Annotated in this window: 19 protein-coding genes; 9 read left to right on the top strand and 10 right to left on the bottom strand. The window is 55.6% G+C overall.

The window, feature by feature from the left end:
* Positions 1 to 17: 17 nt before the first annotated feature.
* On the bottom strand, positions 18 to 1,055 hold the full coding sequence (locus tag CPY64_RS00770; protein ID WP_042488115.1) for a C45 family autoproteolytic acyltransferase/hydrolase: 1,038 nt from the start codon (positions 1,053 to 1,055) through the stop codon (positions 18 to 20).
* Between the two features lie 5 nt (positions 1,056 to 1,060).
* Positions 1,061 to 1,936, bottom strand: a complete 876-nt coding sequence (locus CPY64_RS00765; protein WP_226791453.1) for a MurR/RpiR family transcriptional regulator — start codon at positions 1,934 to 1,936, stop codon at positions 1,061 to 1,063.
* Positions 1,937 to 2,101: 165 nt separating this feature from the next.
* On the opposite strand from CPY64_RS00765, the gene CPY64_RS00760 reads away from it, so the two are divergent.
* Together CPY64_RS00760 and CPY64_RS00755 are read left to right on the top strand one after the other, a co-directional pair.
* Complete coding sequence (locus CPY64_RS00760) at positions 2,102 to 3,427, top strand: aspartate aminotransferase family protein (protein ID WP_042488120.1); 1,326 nt, start codon at positions 2,102 to 2,104, stop codon at positions 3,425 to 3,427.
* A 125-nt stretch (positions 3,428 to 3,552) separates the two neighbouring features.
* Complete coding sequence (locus CPY64_RS00755) at positions 3,553 to 4,077, top strand: carboxymuconolactone decarboxylase family protein (protein WP_042488124.1); 525 nt, start codon at positions 3,553 to 3,555, stop codon at positions 4,075 to 4,077.
* Here the strand turns inward: CPY64_RS00755 and CPY64_RS00750 are convergent.
* Positions 4,074 to 5,015, bottom strand: coding sequence for a LysR family transcriptional regulator (locus CPY64_RS00750; RefSeq protein WP_042488127.1), 942 nt, complete (start codon positions 5,013 to 5,015; stop codon positions 4,074 to 4,076). The genes CPY64_RS00755 and CPY64_RS00750 overlap by 4 nt on opposite strands.
* 263 nt (positions 5,016 to 5,278) lie before the next feature.
* Between CPY64_RS00750 and CPY64_RS00745 the strand changes: the two genes are divergently transcribed.
* The 3 genes from CPY64_RS00745 to CPY64_RS00735 all read left to right on the top strand — a co-directional run bounded on the left by CPY64_RS00745 (position 5,279) and on the right by CPY64_RS00735 (position 7,257).
* Entirely contained in the window at positions 5,279 to 5,737 is a 459-nt protein-coding gene (locus CPY64_RS00745; RefSeq protein WP_226791451.1) for an alanyl-tRNA editing protein, read from the top strand.
* A 124-nt stretch (positions 5,738 to 5,861) separates the two neighbouring features.
* Positions 5,862 to 6,596, top strand: coding sequence for a 2OG-Fe(II)-dependent halogenase WelO5 family protein (locus CPY64_RS00740; RefSeq protein ID WP_198501049.1), 735 nt, complete (start codon positions 5,862 to 5,864; stop codon positions 6,594 to 6,596).
* Between the two features lies 1 nt (position 6,597).
* The gene (locus CPY64_RS00735) at positions 6,598 to 7,257 is read left to right on the top strand and encodes a LysE family translocator (protein WP_042488137.1); all 660 of its coding nucleotides are present in this window, start codon (positions 6,598 to 6,600) and stop codon (positions 7,255 to 7,257) included.
* Between the two features lie 108 nt (positions 7,258 to 7,365).
* Here CPY64_RS00735 and CPY64_RS19150 read toward each other — a convergent pair whose 3' ends face one another.
* From CPY64_RS19150 to CPY64_RS00705, 6 genes are all read right to left on the bottom strand, one after another.
* Positions 7,366 to 7,488, bottom strand: a complete 123-nt coding sequence (locus tag CPY64_RS19150) for a putative transporter small subunit (RefSeq protein WP_086059762.1) — start codon at positions 7,486 to 7,488, stop codon at positions 7,366 to 7,368.
* 32 nt (positions 7,489 to 7,520) lie between these two features.
* The gene (locus tag CPY64_RS00725; RefSeq protein WP_042488140.1) at positions 7,521 to 9,218 is read right to left on the bottom strand and encodes a sodium:solute symporter family protein; all 1,698 of its coding nucleotides are present in this window, start codon (positions 9,216 to 9,218) and stop codon (positions 7,521 to 7,523) included.
* 527 nt (positions 9,219 to 9,745) lie between these two features.
* Positions 9,746 to 10,543, bottom strand: coding sequence for a winged helix-turn-helix domain-containing protein (locus CPY64_RS00720; protein WP_042488142.1), 798 nt, complete (start codon positions 10,541 to 10,543; stop codon positions 9,746 to 9,748).
* Positions 10,544 to 10,585: 42 nt separating this feature from the next.
* Complete coding sequence (locus CPY64_RS00715) at positions 10,586 to 11,803, bottom strand: ESPR-type extended signal peptide-containing protein (protein ID WP_042488144.1); 1,218 nt, start codon at positions 11,801 to 11,803, stop codon at positions 10,586 to 10,588.
* 365 nt (positions 11,804 to 12,168) lie between these two features.
* On the bottom strand, positions 12,169 to 12,858 hold the full coding sequence (locus tag CPY64_RS00710; protein ID WP_226791448.1) for a response regulator transcription factor: 690 nt from the start codon (positions 12,856 to 12,858) through the stop codon (positions 12,169 to 12,171).
* Between the two features lie 337 nt (positions 12,859 to 13,195).
* Positions 13,196 to 14,071, bottom strand: a complete 876-nt coding sequence (locus CPY64_RS00705) for an ATP adenylyltransferase family protein (protein ID WP_042488148.1) — start codon at positions 14,069 to 14,071, stop codon at positions 13,196 to 13,198.
* A gap of 117 nt (positions 14,072 to 14,188) precedes the next feature.
* Between CPY64_RS00705 and CPY64_RS00700 the strand changes: the two genes are divergently transcribed.
* The 4 genes from CPY64_RS00700 to CPY64_RS00685 all read left to right on the top strand — a co-directional run bounded on the left by CPY64_RS00700 (position 14,189) and on the right by CPY64_RS00685 (position 16,385).
* Positions 14,189 to 14,566, top strand: coding sequence for a RidA family protein (locus CPY64_RS00700; RefSeq protein WP_042488150.1), 378 nt, complete (start codon positions 14,189 to 14,191; stop codon positions 14,564 to 14,566).
* 92 nt (positions 14,567 to 14,658) lie between these two features.
* Positions 14,659 to 15,156, top strand: a complete 498-nt coding sequence (locus tag CPY64_RS00695) for a RidA family protein (RefSeq protein WP_080723837.1) — start codon at positions 14,659 to 14,661, stop codon at positions 15,154 to 15,156.
* A 144-nt stretch (positions 15,157 to 15,300) separates the two neighbouring features.
* Entirely contained in the window at positions 15,301 to 15,651 is a 351-nt protein-coding gene (locus tag CPY64_RS00690; RefSeq protein ID WP_042488153.1) for a CidA/LrgA family protein, read from the top strand.
* Positions 15,651 to 16,385, top strand: a complete 735-nt coding sequence (locus CPY64_RS00685; RefSeq protein ID WP_042488155.1) for an LrgB family protein — start codon at positions 15,651 to 15,653, stop codon at positions 16,383 to 16,385. Before CPY64_RS00690 ends, CPY64_RS00685 begins: the two co-directional genes overlap by 1 nt.
* A 20-nt stretch (positions 16,386 to 16,405) precedes the next feature.
* Here the strand turns inward: CPY64_RS00685 and CPY64_RS00680 are convergent, their stop codons facing one another.
* Positions 16,406 to 17,023: a trimeric intracellular cation channel family protein gene (locus tag CPY64_RS00680; protein ID WP_009462658.1), complete on the bottom strand. Its 618-nt coding sequence runs from the start codon at positions 17,021 to 17,023 to the stop codon at positions 16,406 to 16,408.
* Positions 17,024 to 17,025: the final 2 nt, after the last annotated feature.

Raw genomic sequence — 17,025 nt, 5'->3', positions numbered from 1 at the left:
GCAGGCCCTATTCCTTTTCAGGCTAGATCAATGCGAGTGGTATCCGCAAATTTCAGCACAGGCTCGTCCGTGGGGTCTTCGTAGACCTGCCACTTCAAGGACTGGCTGCCCACCTGAATATCCACAGTTGCCAGGGTGTTTTCCGCGTCGCTGTCCTTAGGGTCACAGCGCCAGATCGGAAATTCCGCATGGTGCTGATCCGCCAGGACCGTCAAAGGATCAAGTGCAGCACCTGCTTGTGCCAGCAACTGATCCCCACGCTCCTGCCGCAGCTCGGAAGACCGGGTAATACGCTGTTCAAAGCCTTGCATGGACGGATGTACCGCATGATTGGCGTGCAGATGGTTCTGCTCAATGGTCTGCACAGAAACGGCCTCGGCACTAAATTCCACACTCAGCAAGCGCGGATCGCCACGCTGCGCCAGACTCAAATGGAAAGCGCCGGAACGGGGATGATCCTGCAGGATACCCACCGCCTGATCCAGATCGGGCTGATCCAGCATGGCACGGGTCAGAACCATGCGCGGCACCCCTGCGGTCACATGACGGGCGCGCACATTATTGACGGTCATGGCCAAGCCTGCCTGTGTCACCGCAAAGCTGTGACCTGGCAAGGAGGCGGGGTACAGGAAGGAGACAAAGGACATGCCGCTGTCGGGGATGAATTTGGCCACCCCGCAGTAACCGGCAAACCCTGGATCACCATCTTCGTTATGCACCAGGCGAGGTTCGCCCTGGGCCGGCATTTGTACGGTGGTGCAACCATCGGGAGCCATGGCCCACAGGTCGCCACGGCAATTCCACAAAAACACTTCTTCGAATGGGAGCTCCAGACCTAATGCCAGGCCCTGGAGCTCGGTCCATATTCGGGGGAAATAGCGCTCGGTGTACTGGGCCAGCTGGCTGGCTACAGCCGTCCCTTTTGATTGCATGATGCCTTGCCATGCTGCTGAACTCAGCAAATAGGCATGCACTGCAGGGGCTCCGAAACGTCCCAAAGAATGGCCAATTTCTTTGGGACCACCACTTAACTCCAGATAGGACAACTTAGCCATTGCGTCTATTTCCAGTAGGCACCGGACTGGTGCAATTGATTTTCAAGCAACTCGATACCGCTTACCGCACGACTGCCCGCCTTGGCCAGAACCTGCTCCAGCAAAACCTCCACCAGCGCCTGTGCAGCAACCAGAGAAGGAAAGAAAGACGGACTGTCGGTTCCAAACAATAATGTGGCATCAGCCTGCTGCGCAATAGGGGCAAGCAAGCTATCGCAAATCGCCAGAATTTGTGCATCTGCCTGCCGGGCCGCCTGATGCGCCAGTACGGCTTCCTGCGAATAGGGCGCAAAACCGAACAAGACCAGCACATCGCCCTTTTGCAAGGCACGCAAATCCATATCCAGGGTCCCCGACTCCCCACGTAGCAAGGCAATGGAAGGCCGGAACAAACGGTACTGGTAATGAAAGGAAAAAGCAGGCGCAAAAGAAGCCCGAAACCCGGCAACAAAAACCCGTTTCGCCTTGGCAAGCAAGCTGATAGCCTGGGGCAGCCGCGCTTCGTTCACCTCGCGCAACAGCGCCAGATTATCCATTTGCGCGGTCAAGGCCTGCGCCAGCCGATCTTCCTTGTTCCGATTACGAACCACCGCCCGCGCCTGATCGGCATAGCGGCGGGCCCCCTGGCCATGCAGAGCCTGGGTGAACACGGCCTTGAATTCTGCCCAACCGCCAAAGCCCAAAGACTGTGCAAAACGCAGCAAGGTTGCAGGCTGTACCTGTGCCTGGGCTGCCAACTGACGCATGGACAGCAAGGGCACCTGATCGGCATGATCAAGCACATAGCGTGCGCTTTGCTGGAACTGGGGCGACATGGCGGCAAACGCCGCTTGAATGCGCTCAGTCAAGGTGCTCAGGGAGTTCATGGCCAATACGCTCAAAAAGGGGACACCAAGTATATATCGGTCGCAAATGCTGCCAAGGCGCAACAGTGCAGCCTTTATCCACCCATACCGATCATTCAATGATGATTTATTTGTTGAAAGTATTATTATATATTCAACATACGTTGAAAATTCATTGGGACTACTTTCTGGATCTGCGCCATGACACATGTTTTTCATCGCAACCCCAAGCAAACGCTGCCCTATGCCGTCAAAGGCGATGGCATCCGCATCGTGGACAAGGAAGGCAAATCGTATATAGACGCCAGTGGGGGTGCGGCCGTGTCCTGCCTGGGCCATAGCCACCCAGCCGTCATCACGGCCATCAAGCAGCAGCTGGACCAGATTGCCTACGCCCACACCTCTTTCTTCAGCAGCCAGGCTGCCGAGGATCTGGCGGATTTTCTCAGCAGCCGATCCCCAGGGGATCTGAATCACGTCTACTTTCTATCCGGCGGTTCTGAAGCTGTGGAAGCCAGTCTGAAACTGGCTCGGCAATACTTTGTGGAAATTGGCCAGCCCGAGCGTCATATTTTCATCGCCCGCCGCCAGAGCTATCACGGCAATACACTGGGCGCTTTGGCCATTGGGGGGAATGAATGGCGTCGCAAGCCCTTCCTGCCCCTACTGGCTCCAACCCAGCACGTTTCCCCCTGCTATCCCTACCGCGACCAACGCAGCGATGAAAGCGCCGAGCAATATGCGGACCGTCTGGCCCAGGAGCTGGACGACATGATTCAAAGTCTGGGCTCCCAGAATGTCGCCGCTTTTGTTGGCGAGACCGTGGTGGGCGCCACCGCCGGCGCCTTGGCCCCAGTAGGCGACTACTGGAAGAAAATCCGCCAGGTCTGCGACAAGCATGGCGTGCTGCTGATTCTGGACGAGGTCATGTCCGGCATGGGACGCACCGGCTATCTGTTCGCCTGCGAAGAGGACGGCGTAGTGCCGGACATCATGGCCATAGCCAAAGGTCTGGGCGCAGGCTATCAGCCTATCGGCGCGATGCTGGCCAGTGACCGGATTTATCAGGCCATCCTGAATGGCTCAGGCTTCTTCCAGCACGGGCATACCTATATGGGGCATGCCACGGCCTGCGCCGGTGCTCTGGCCGTACAACAAGTGATTGAGCAAGACCAGCTGCTGAAAAACGTTCGTCAGCGCGGCGAACAACTGCGGCGGGAACTGCATCAGGCCTTGGACAGCCACCCCAATGTGGGCGATATACGCGGCCGTGGCCTGTTTGTCGGGATCGAGCTGGTGCAAGACAAGGCCAGCAAGCAAGCGCTGGACCCAGGCCTGAAAACTCATGCCAAGATCAAGCAATATGCGTTTTCCCAGGGCCTGATGCTCTACCCTATGGGTGGCACGATAGATGGGGTGCATGGCGATCATATTTTGCTGGCGCCACCTTTTATCTGCACCGAGTCCGACATTCAGGAAATCGTGAAACGTCTGACGCAGACCATAGAGCACATCCTGCCTCGTTAAATCCCATGTTGCAGAGCGTTGAGCAGGCAGCCCGCCCGGGTCTTGGCCACTGCAGAACGCTCTGCCGACCGCCCTGCGGCAAGCCCGCCGCAAGAAGCACCGCCAGCTATACCTAAAGGAGAACCATGGCCCGCCTACCTTATGCTGACTTGAACGCCCCCGAGGCTGCCCCGTTGGTAGAACAGATCATTGCAGAGCGTGGCAGCGTATTGCACCTGTACCAGATGCTGCTGCACAGCCCACCCATTGCGAAAGGCTGGCTAAATCACCTGACCGGCATACGCCACAACAGCAGCCTGCCAGGTGATCTGCGTGAGCTGGTCATCATGCGTGTCGCCTTGCTGAACCGCGCCCCATACGAGGCCGACCAACATGCCCCTATCGCGCTGGCAGAGGGCCTGAGCCAGGCCCAACTGGATGCCCTGCCTGACTGGCAGGACTCGGAGGCATTCACGCCCATCCAGCGGGCTGTACTGGCGTACACCGATGCCATGACCCTGAATGTGCAAGTGGAACCCGCTGTTTTTCAGGACGTACGCCAGTATTTCGATGAGCGACTGACGGTAGAGCTGACCGCCACTATCGCTACCTACAATATGGTGTCGCGTTTTCTGGAAGCCTTGCACATCCATTCCGACGACTCGCGCTAAAACGGCACCCTGAGTACATCCGTCCTGCTGCCTCCCAAGCGCCCCGCCAGAAACTCCACAAACAAGCGCAGCTTGGGGGGCAGATGGCGGGTAGGCGGATACAAGGCCCACAAGGCACCGCAATATTGAGTGCGGAACTCCCAATCGGCCAGCACGCGCACAATACGCCCTTCCTGCTCGGGCTCCTTGGCCACAAAGCAAGGCAGGCTGCCTATCCCCAAGCCCCGTTCCACCGCGTCCAGACGCACGCCCGTATGGTTGGCCGCGTAGCGTCCGCTAACCGACACATTCAACACCCGCCCGCCTTTATTGAACCGCCAGCGTGAATCGCTGGGTGCCTCGCCCAGATAGATGCAGCTGTGTTCGCGCAACTGCTGGGGATGCACGGGCAAACTGTGCTCGGCCAGATAGTCCGGACTGGCGTACAGACCATGTCGAATATCAGTCAGATGACGCCCCATCAAACCGGGCGGCGGCTGATCGGTAATCCGTATCGCCAGATCCAGCTGATCGTCGATCAGGTCTGCATAGCGATCATCCAGATTCATCAGCACGTTCACCTTGGGGTGCGCCGCCAGGAAATCCGGCATGTGCGGATGAATCAGGAAATGCCCGACTGCTTTGGGGACACTCAAACGAATCTGCCCCTCTGGCTCGGTCTGGAACTGCCCCGAAATCTCCATCGCCGCCTGGGCACAAGACAGCATGTCACGGGCATGCTCATAAATCGCCTGACCACTATCACTTAAGCGCAGTTTGCGTGTCGTGCGCTGCAGGACGCGCGTTCCCAGACCTTTCTCCAGACGCGCAATGGAACGGCTGACCGCCGACGGGGTATAGCCAAGCTGGCGAGAGGCTTCAGAAAAGCTGCCTGTCTCCACCACTTTGACAAAAACCACCATATCGCTCATCAGGGAAGTGAGATTACTTGTGCTCATAGGGAATAAATTATTTCAATGAATTGCAATTATCAGGACTGCTCACAATGCCTACAATGCCTTAAAACCAACCTACAGGTAATAAAATGCAAGATAAATTATATTTGACTAGCAATAGCCTTACCTGCATAGCGGAAATCCTGGAGTGTTATCACTCTGAAAATGAACGCTATGCTGTCAGGCTGGATAAAACCTTATTTCACCCTCAAGGCGGTGGCCAACCTTGTGACAAAGGCACGATAAATGGGCACGAGGTTCTGCATGTGGCACAAAACCGCGACGGCCATGTACTGCACTACCTGCATGTACGCCTGCCTCTGGGCCCCGCAGAACTGCATATCGACCGCGACCATAGACTGGAACATGCCCGGCTGCACACCGCTGGTCACATGATCGGCCATCTGGTTGAGCGCATTGGCTGGCAGGCCGTAAAGGCACATCATTGGCGTGGCGAGTCGCGTGTCGTCTTCCGTAACCCCAAAAACGCCCTCCCACCCTTCCTGGATGATTTATCGAACCGCTGTGCCGAACAGATCCCGCTGGCCCAGCCTATTTCCATCAGTTTTCAGGAAGGCCGACGTCAGGTTGCCATTGGCGGCCTGGGGCAATATGCATGTGGCGGCACCCATGTTGAAAACACATCCGAATTAAATGGATTGAAAATAGTCCGCATCAAAAACAAAAAAGATGAATTGAGCGTTCATTATGAAATGATGGATTAATAAATAATAAAAATTAAGGCAGTTTATTAGTTATAGCTATTATCGGAAAAGAAAAACAATTCTTCTAAAACCCCAAGGGAAGTGAGATATGTATTTAGAGACCGAACGATTGCGGACTGAGCATATGCAGTCCCTGCTAAATGGCGAACTCCTGGCCATTCGCCTGTCCCAGTTCATTGATGCGCCCACCTCACAAAAGCTGGGCAAGCAAATCATTGATAAAGGCTTTGATCGCTATGTGAATGCCCCCAGCATCGGCCGTATAGGCATGGCTTTTTACGAAGCCGAAAACCAGCCCGAACGCATGGCCTCTTACTTCGAGGGGGTTTTTGACAATATCGACGAGCTGCGTCACCGCTGCGCTCCCTACCTGTCCCCGATTGATGTACTGCGCTGCACGCTGGACGAGGTCTGGCCCGCCGGAGCCACGCTGGAGACGCTGTATGGCAAAAAAATGTATGTGGGTTTGTCGCGTGTGGTGCAGCCCGATGTGCACTTTCTGGCGCATCACGACATTTTGGCCAAAGACGCCCCCGGTAATTATCAGGCCATCAGTCTGCAAGGACAGCTGGCCGCCAATGTTTATTTAAAAATGCCTGAGCAAGGAGGTGAACTGCAGATCTGGCAAACCGAACTGAGTCCTGAGGAGTTTGATCAGATGCGGGGCGACAGCTACGGCATTCAACCTGACTTGCTGGGCGCCCCCGAAGTACAGATACGCCCCGGTCCGGGCGATCTGATTATTTTCAATTCTCGCAAAATGCATGCCGTCACCCCCGGCAAGGGCGATTTGCGCTTGAGCCTGTCTTGCTTTGTGGGATATCGCGGCCCGGCCATGCCGCTGACCTTTTGGAGTTAATGTGTTGCAAACCTATTGGCCGGAGTTCGCTACTCTGGCTTTGATACATGTTTTGGCCGTTATTGCCCCTGGGCCTGACTTTGCTGTCACCATCCGCCAAAGTGTGCGGCTGGGCCGCCAGGCCGGGATTGCCACTGCCATTGGCATTGGCGCAGGAATCTCCGTTCATGTGATCTATACCTTGATGGGCGTGGGCGCCTTGCTGCACTCCACCCCCTGGCTGATGAGCGTGGCCGAAGTCCTGGGCGGCGCATACCTGCTGTATATAGGCTGGGGATTTTTACGACAGGCCCATACCCCCATGGAAGTCAGTCTGGCCGAGTCCGGCAATGGCAAGCCCGCCGCTGTCAGTGTGCGTCAGTCCCTGACGCTGGGCTTCATGACCAACGCCACCAATCCTAAAGCCACGCTGTTCTTTCTGGCGGTGTTTACCACCGTGGTCAGCGCCAGCACGCCCTTGACGACCCAGATGCTCTACGGCGTGTGGATGTGTCTGGTCAACGCGGGCTGGTTTGTAATTGTCAGCCTGATCTTTACCAATCCCGGCGTACGCCAACGATTCTTGCGCATGGGAACCTGGTTTGAACGGATCACAGGCATCTTGCTGCTGGGCTTTTCAGTGCGTCTGCTGGTGCATGCAGGACAGCGCATCCTGCTCTAGGTCTGCTCCTGAGCCCCACCAAGGTCTGAGTGCTCTAACGCCTTGGTGATGCCCATCTACATCACAAAAAAAATCCCGCCCTTCAGAAAAGGGCGGGATTTTTTGCACTTAGATCATGGACTCACCCGTCTTGCGGGCTCTGCGCCAATCGCGGATCAGGTTGCCAACCAGCAAGGCCAGGATAATGGCCGACATGACAGGCCAAACCATAAAGTAAATCGTCATAAGCATAAGATTCTCCTTTGGGTTTTTCTATCGTGAGTTCAAGCACGGGCCGAAGCCGGCTCGCCTTTCACTTCACGCTGTTTCTTGCCCGGTACGGGAGTTTCGTCGTAGTGGAAGGACTGCACGCGCTCGGCCAGTACGGAAAAATCAAAACGTTCCTGACTACGCAAACTGATGGCCACACAAACCACAGCGCTAACGCCGTAAGCCGTCAAGGATCCCAGCAAGACAATGTATTCACGCAGGAAACCAATGAAGTTGGGCAGCAAGATGGCCGTGGCGATCACACCGATCGCAATCGCAATACGGCTGCGGAAAAATGCGAATGCCATCAAACCGGCAACCACGCCACCACCAATCGATGCGATCACTTCATAGAACACCGCCACCACACCTTCGATAGGAATCAGCTCAAAGCGTACGATCGTAAACAGCACAACGGCACACAGCACCGACCAGCTAAAGGCCTTGTTGGTGACACGGTCCCAGTAAAAACTGACGATGACTGGGAACACAATCGCACCCCACAAGGCACCTACAAACACCAGCATCACCAGAATATCCAGGCGCAGGCTGGCGAAGATCACCCCCACCATCGTGGCAACCACCATGGTGATACGGCCCCACCACAACATGCGAGCTGGTTTTGGACGACCACGGGCAATGTTCTTGGCATAGATGTCAGTCATCATAATGGCCGACAGTGCAGCCAGGTCCGAGTCCGCCGTGGAGGACAGGGAGCCCACCACCAGGATGAAGAACAAGGCGATGCCAAATGGCGGCAAGTAAGTGGACGCCATCTGCGGGATGATGTTGTTCATGTTCCCGTCCACTGGCTGCAGACCGGTGAACAGCGCCAGCAGACCCAGCATGCCCAGACCAATCACCACGGCGCCATAGCCAATGGTGGCGGTCAGGAACGTGGGTTTGATCAAGTCTTCACGCACGGCAAACAGGCGCTGCGCAATGGTCTGGTTACCAATCGCGTAAGCCAGCACGGCCACAAAGTACGGCGCACCTTGCTCCAGAATGGCCTTGGTCGAGTAGAAGTTGGCTTGTTCGGAATCCAGACGCCACCAGTTGGCCTGAATCATCTCTGTGCCGCCGGCGTTAAAGAAGATCAGTGGAATAATGACCACGGCCGACAAGATCATGGCGACCAGCTGGGCAAAGTCCGTCATCACCGACGCACGGAAACCCGACCACAGGGTATAAGACAGCACACCCAGACCGGCAATCAACACACCTTGAATAAATGTCAGAGGGCTAAGGATCGAGACCAACGCACCCGCGGCGGTGAAGTTCACCATCAGGCTGATACCACTGCCCACCACGTTGGAAATCGCCATAATCATCTGGCTGGAGGAGCCGTGCCGTGCATGCAGCACCTCGGCCAATGTGTGTGCCTGCGGGGCCAGCTGGCGAAAACGCCTGCCAAAGGGGTAGATGAACAGAATCATCAAGGCACCCCATAGCCCGTAATGCAAAGGGCCCGATAGCCCGTATTTAAAACCTGAGGTTGCGCTGGCATAAAACGACGCCGCCCATACCCAGGTGGCGATCATGCTGGCTGCTGACAAGCCAAACCCCACCGCACTGTTGGATACCATGTATCCATCCACGTTTTCTTTCTTTTGACCGATCATGAGCGACATCAGGAAGGTCGCGCCATAAAAGCCGACCAGCAACAATATGGCCGTTGTAGTTGAAAGCGTAAAAAACTCCGCCTCTTGCATGTCTTTCCCTTTCTCTTCTGCGCGATGGCTGCTTGCAAAACAACCCTCACTCGCATGCGTGCCGATTCCGCAGTAACGCGCTGGGCGGCACCGGTCCCAGGACCAGAACCGAAACACCTGAACCGAACGCGCGCACGAGCGCCTTCGCCCTTGGCGAGAGCCAAAGCGAAAAAAAAGCAAGACACAGCGCAAAGTGCCTCACATTACGGCGAGTCTGCGGGCCTTACAGCAAATAAACATGGCCAGAGACAAACCGCTCTGTTGCAGGCCGATGTCATGTGAGACAGTCGGCTGGTTGCTCCGCGACCCAAGGGTCGGGCAAGGTGTTTCGGGCTAAAGCCGGGTTGTTGTGCAACAACCTGTTGAAGAACGGACCGCCATTTTTTTATGCAATTTTGTCGCACCTGAACGGCCTGTTCGAGAAGCTGATTCAATGAACCAGAGCGATCAATTATACATATTTAAAATTTTAGGGTCTATATCATGCTGTTTCAGCATCGAGAAAGAGCTTTCAAGCCTTTTCCGAATCATTCATAGACCTCGTCCATGCTAAGGCTGACACGCGCCAGTTCCTGGCAGGCAACGGACACTTTGCCTACAAAAGCGTAGCCTTCCCCCCGCACCGCGCGTATGGGCAACTCCTCTCCCATCGCGGTTATTTTACGTTTCAAGCGACTGATCAAAACGTCCACAGAACGGGCAGTTGCCTCCCGTCCCTCCTCCAGTGGAAACAGACGGTCGCGCTCCACAGTTTGGGGACTGACGGCAAAGAGAACCTGCACAATACGCCGCTCGCCACGGGTCAGCATGACCGAGTGGCCTCTGGGGGTAAGCATGGTCCAACCGTTCTCCATCAAGTCCCATAATTGCAGCTCCGGCTCCAGCTCTTTTTTTTGAGACACAGGCCCGGCTTTGGCAGGTTCCGCAAGAACGGTTTGCAAACTTCGCTGCAAGGCATAGCCGCGACGTCGCAGCGCCTGCACGCAGGCCACCACTTCCACCGGCAAGGCGTCCTGATCAAAGCAGGCATCAGCCCCGGCAAGTAGCAAATGCCCTCGCTCCAGGCCGGCCATTTTGTCGCGTCGCACAACCAGGACGCCCGCAGCTGGAAAATCCATGCGTAAACGATTGATATGCAAAAAAACGTTGTCTGCCTGACACATCAAGGCAAACACCCTCTCGGCACTGGTCGAATGCGCCAGGGACAAGCACTGCTCCATCGTCTCTACCGTCTGAACCTTCACCCCCCACTGCTCCGACTCCAAAGCGATCTGCTGCAAACTAGCCTTATCGTCATACAACAGAAAAATCTGTTCTACCGTCATAGTTCTCACCCTTGCTGGCCCCATTAGGCACTTTATGTTTTTTTACCCTTGGACCTGCCGTAACAAACGCTGTGCCGCTGCGTCGTCAGGCATGGAGAGGTAAATCATCCCCTGCTTCAAGGGTTCGCCAATTCGGGCGACCTGTGCCACCTGATCTTCCATGACCAAAACCAGCAAGGCTCCCACATTACCAGAGCTGACCTCGGCCAACTTGCGCGCCCCTAAGGAATTCAACTGAAATCGAACCAGATGCTGGCCTTGCTCGGTACGCAAGGAGGCCACGCGCGTCAAATCGCTGCCCTTGCTGGTAGTCCCTGCATCACTGCCAATCGCAATACCGTTTTCCACGGTGTTGCCGGTGCCCGAGCGTGCACCCAGAGCAATTGCTTCCTTGCCTGTGGCTTCCGACTCCAGTCCCGCTGCCAACGCTGCCTCGCCGCTGGAGGTCGCTTGCGGCCCTATGGCGGTGGAGTCTGTCCCGCTGGCCACCGAATCTGCCTTGGTGGAGCTGCCGTGGAAATACTTGATGCCATCGCCTGAATTCAAGACTCCATACAAGACTTTGCCCGAGACAGCCTTGGTACTGGAGGCGCTCACGGCGGCATCGGCCAGACCCGAAATCTTGTTGTTATTCACATTCACGGCACGCAGGCTGCTATTGCCGGTCGCCGTCAGGCTGACGGTAGTGACGCCACCCGAGTTGACGGAGCCCACCGCCGAGGCCGATTTTGCCGCGATGTTTCCATCAATAATGGCACTGGGCGCCGTCAAACCTCCCGTAAACGTACCTGCCCCGGCGGACACACTTCCTGCCGTCAATTGGTTGGTAATCGTGGCGGTATTCGCCTGCAAATTACCTTGCACCGTGGCCACTTTGACCAGGCCCGAAGCCGTCACGGAGTCCACGTTGAGATCAGGATTCAGGGCAACGGCAACAGTCCCGCCCGTCTGGGTCAGAGCGATGTTGTTTCCCAAAGTCAGGGAGAAAGCCCCGCCAGGAATCACGTGAAAGGGAGCGGCTCCATCTACAGCCAATTCCCAGCCATCAGTAATCTGTGCCATGGCAGGTTGCGTCACGACACCCGCACTCAGCAAGGCCAGCGCCACCGTCCGCAAACGCAATCCCTGCAACCATTCCAGCACCGTCTGGCTGGCGCAAGCGCCCCCTGAACTGCGTTTGCCGCGTGCCTTGGTGTTTTCCGCAACTGCCACAAATGTTGCAGTTTGCTCGTTCCAAACCGACTTGTAGATTCTGTTCATGGTCTCTTCGCTTACAAAAAAAATTAGCCATTAGCCTTTCCGGATCACCCTTCTCCCGCGCTGACGTAACAGAGTTTTCAGGCGCAACAAATCCCCTCACCACGTCACGGTGATAATTTGAATTTGTTGTTCAGGAAAGCCTTACCGAACCCTCATTCCTATTCGGATCGTTTTATTTTCTTACCGTTTTTTAATAATTACTTTTGAATTTCTACAGAAGCCATTTGAATCACTGCAAAACAACATTTTATTAAATTACTTATTTCATTTTCGTTTTAAATATTAGTACCGTTGCGCTGTCTGTAAACCGACGGAGACAGGCCGCTGTACTGACGAAAGGCGGTGGCAAAGTTGGCCGGATTCACCTACCCGGACTCCACCGCCACATTGGTTACAGCCATATCCGTTTGTCTGAGCAGGTGCATGGCATAGCGCATTCGACTGGAGCGCACAAAGTCATGCACTGTCAAGCCGAAACCGCCCTTGAAGAGCTCATTAAGACGGCGTCCTGTGGTCCCGAACATCTCCGCCAGGCTTTCGGCCGTCAAGCAATCCGACAGGTTGTCCCGCACATATTGCTGGACCGCATCCACCAGGAGATGCTGCAAAGATGGCCTGGTAAATCGGCCCCACTCCCTAGCCTGGCTGACATCCTCTCTATCTGACTCCACTTCTTTCAATCCCAGATGCAAACGAATTCGCTCCACCACTAATTGCATATTTGTTTGGTAGGCAATGAAATCGCGAGCTCCGCTACGCAGGGCCATAAGCTGACTATCCGCACAGGGCACCGTTGACATGAACACCACCGGGATAGAGGCTGTTTGGGGATTGGAACGCAACATTCGCATAAACGTATCACCCCGCAATCGGGGCAAGTGGTACTCACTCAACACACAATCGGGTAGCAAGGACTGGCAGCGCGCCAGCCCCTGCTGGGCATCCAGCGCAAAGCTGATACGGGCGAAACTGGTGCGTAACAAAACTAATAAATCCGCTACCCCTGCAGGTTCTGGAGCAATAAACAAAATATGTGCTTCAGACGAGACACACATAAGCGATCCACCTATGAAGACAGACCAATTTGTGTAGTTTCAAGCTGACGGTAATTCTAATAATTAATTTCGCTTATACATTAACGCTCCAATTTTCCTACACTCCATATTTCTATTTATTTCCATAATAAAAGTTACATTATTTCAAATCATTTCCTTTTAAACCCATTAAACGTCGTCCCAAACCGCAATAAACCGAAAATCTGGCTTTATTACATTCAAATATTTGTCTTTTGTTTCAATTCGGTAAATGAAGCTTCCAAACAATACGAAAATACACAAATAAAAACCCCGCCGCAGCGGGGTTCATCATGTAAAGCAGGGTAAAACCCAAGGATCATTCGTTTCTGGCATAGCCCGCTCGAGCCAGAACGCCCAATGGGCCGATCTGGCGTACCAGGTCGATTTGCTCGGGAGTGCGCACATAAATGCAGCCAGCATACGACAGTGCATTGACTGAAATCCCATCGACCAACTCCACACTGCGTGGCACCACCAACAACCAACCCTGGCCGGCCAACATATTATGGGCTGCCAACAGGCCATCCTCTCCAGGGGCCAGTCGCAATTCATTGCAGGCTCGGCGGTAAGAACTTAAAAGACTGTCACTCAAGGCCACAGGGTCGGACGTATCCACCAAACGAACAAAGCAATGCTCGAAGGCCAGCGCGGGATGGTGATGCACACTGCCCGCCGCTGCCTGCGCAGGCAGCTTGTCCTGATAAAGGGCCAGCGAACCATTGCGGTCTGCTTGCGGAATCCACTGCGTATGTTTGTGGCGCTGGCTGGCCCCTGCCGGGCCTCCCCCGTTATAAAAGCCCAGGCCGCCTTGCAGTGTCAGAAAGTCGGCCAGAATCCGGAAATCAATATCGCGTAGCGGGCTGAGCTGTTCGGAGAACACCTTGTCAGCCAGAACCAGATGCAGATCACAGACAGCAAACTTGTTCAGCACAATATTGTGCGTGCTGCTGGCATCAGCCACCGTCAAGGCAGGGGCCGGCGGCAAGAAAGGATTGAAGTTGGGGTCGCGCGGTCCACCTGGAATCGAGACGCTGGCGGCATCCTTGGCCGCCAGAGTGGATACCCAACGCACAAAAAATGTCAGCCCTTGATCCTGCATCAGCTCTTCCTGAGCTTGCACGGGCAACAAGTCACCGCTGGCCAGCGCGGCCTGGCTTAGTTGGTCCAGGCGTTGCAAAATTTCCTTGCTCACGTCGTCTCGCTCCTCATTTGAAGTTGTATAGTGACGCCTTATTGTAGGCAAGAGACGCGAATAAACGCGCATTGCTGCCTAGTCCGAATTTTCCACCATCCCTATCAGGAGTACTCCATGTCCGGTATCCGCCGTATTACCAGCCCACTGCCACTGCCCTTCTCGCGTGCCACCATGGCTGGCGGCTTTCTGTTCTTGTCCGGCCAGATTCCTTACGACGCCCAAGGTGAAGTGGTGCGCGGTTCCATCCAGGATCAGACCCACGCCGTGTTTGATCGCCTGATCGAAGGCCTGGCTCTGGCTGACGCCACCCTGGCTGATGTCGTCAAAGCCACGGTCTGGCTGTCGGATATGGCCTTGTTTGCCGACTTCAACAAAGTCTATGCCGAGCGCTTTGGTGACACCCTGCCTACCCGCTCGCTGGTTGAAGCCAAGCTGGCCAAGAACGTGGACGTAGAAATCGAAGTGCAGGCCTGGCTGGGCGATCGCGCCTAAGCCGCCTTGAGGCCGACGGGCCGTCACACAAATTAACGCTACCCAGCCCCGGCTATGGCACACTGAATTTCCCTAGTCCAAGGAGAATTCTGATGCGTTTTTTTTCTTCGGCCCGTCACACTTTGCTGGCTTGTTCTATCTTAGGCCTGGGCATCAGCAGCACCGCCTACGCAGCCAATACTGAAAAAACCGCAGAGCCGACTGCGATCAAACGCTTTCTGGGCAACTCGGACATGCCATTCTCCCGCGCCGTACAGGCCGGGGACTTTTTGTTCCTGTCCGGACAGATTCCATTGAACGAGAAAGGCGAGATCGTACGCAGCAGCATTGAGGATCAGACCAATGCCGCACTGGACCGGATTGAAGAGACTCTGAAACTGGCAGGCGCAGACTTCAGCCATGTCGTCAAAGCCACGGTCTACCTGTCTGATATTGCCTTGTACGACCAGTTCAACAAAACCTATAAAGAACGGCTGGGCAGCAACTTCCCGGCGCGCTCTCTGGTACAAGCCAAACTGGTAGATGGTGTGGACGTGGAAATCGACGTTCAAGCCTGGACAGGCGCTAACACCAGCCCCGCCAAGCATTGATGCAGGCCACTTACTATAGGCAATTCGATATAAGCAGCACGCTTACAGCCTGGCTGCCTTGTATGGCACACTAGCACCCTTAGCCCGATTTTCACCCGCGCCAGGCCCGCCGCCTGGCGTTTTCGTGCCTTTACGGAAACTCTCATGATCTACGCGATTACTGCCCTTTTCGCCTTTCAGTTACTAGGCGAAATTCTGGTGCAGACTCTGTCCTTGCCACTGCCAGGCCCTTTGGCAGGCATGCTGCTTCTGACTGCTGCCTTGCTGATTCGCGGCGGCGTGCCCAGCTCTTTGGAGAGCACGGCCAGTGTCATGCTGCAAAACCTGATGCTGCTGTTCATCCCCGCTGTCACCGGCGTGATGTTGTATTTTGATCGGGTGGCCGATGAATGGCAGCCCTTTCTGATTGCCACCTTGGGCGGCACCGTCATTACCATGGTGGTCACCGCCCTGGTGCTCAATCGTCTGCTTAAAAACCGCCAGGAAGAAGAATAATGACGGACGGACTTTTTCAAATCTGGGTCTTTCTGGCCAGTTCCCCCCTGCTGTGGCTGACCCTGACCTGCTCGGTCTACGCAGGTTCGGTCTGGATGTATCGCAAGTCGGGCAGCAGCCCCTTTTTGCTGCCGATTCTGGTCTCGGTCATTGTGATTGTGTCCCTGCTCTTGCTGACCCGCACACCGTACCCCGTCTATTTTGAAGGGGCCAAGTTCATTCACTTTCTGATTGGACCGGCCACGGTTGCCCTGGCGGTGCCGCTCTATAGCCAGCTGCGTCAGTTGCGCAAGATCTGGAAGCCGCTGACCATTGCCTTGCTGATTGGCTCGGTTACCGCTATTTTCAGTACGGTGCTGATTGCCTGGGCCTTGGGTGGCTCGGCTGAAACCATCATGTCGGTCGCGCCACGCTCGGCTACCATGCCGATTGCCATGGCTTTGGCAGAGCAATTTAACGGGCAGCCTTCCCTGGCCGCGGTGGCGGTTGCCATTACCGGGATTGCGGGCACCATCATGGCGCGCCCTCTGCTGAACTTGCTGCGTATTGATCGCCCCGAAGCGCGGGGCTTTGCGGTGGGAGTAACGGCGCACGCCATTGGCACCGCCCGTGCCTTGCAGGTTCATGAAACGATTGGAGCCTTCTCCGCCATAGGCCTGAGCCTGAACGGGATCATGACCGCAGTGCTGGTGCCCTTTGTTCCGATTGTGCTGCGCTGGTTAGGCGTGGCCTGACAAGGCAGGACAGGCTGGCTCTAGCGCCACTCGTCACGATAGACGAAGCGGGGCATCTGCCAATTGCGGTGCAGAGCCAGCATACGGAAACTCAAGCCGATAATCATGGGGCCCAGCAGGGTTACATACGGGTGCCAATCCAGGTGCTGGGCACCCAGATACAAAGCACCGGTCAGCATGGAAACGCTGGCATACATCTCCTTGCGCAGCAGCAAGGGGATGTCATTACACAAGATGTCGCGCAAGACGCCACCGGCACAGCCGGTAATCATGCCGCTGAGCAGCACCACTGTAATGGGCAACTTCATCTCCAGCGCAATCTGACAGCCAATCACAGTAAAGACCACCAGCCCCATGGCATCGAGCAGCAGGAACAGACTGTGCAAGCGCCGCATGATAGGGGCGATCAAAGCCGTCAGAATGGCCGCACCCGCCGTGATCCACAGGTATTCAGGATGCTGCACCCAGGTCAGCGGGTAATGCCCCAGGAGCACGTCCCGCACCGAGCCGCCGCCCAGGGCAGTGACGCAGGCGATGGTACAGACGCCCACCCAGTCCATATCGCGACGGCCAGCGGCCAGCGCCGCAGTCATGGCTTCTGCGGTGATGGCAATAATGTAGAGAACAAGTAAGAGCATGA

It is taken from the genome of Alcaligenes faecalis (genome assembly GCF_002443155.1).
Lineage (GTDB): Bacteria > Pseudomonadota > Gammaproteobacteria > Burkholderiales > Burkholderiaceae_B > Alcaligenes > Alcaligenes faecalis.
The sequence above is the reverse complement of the archived record's forward strand: the minus strand, read 5'-3'. Positions and strand labels throughout refer to the sequence as shown.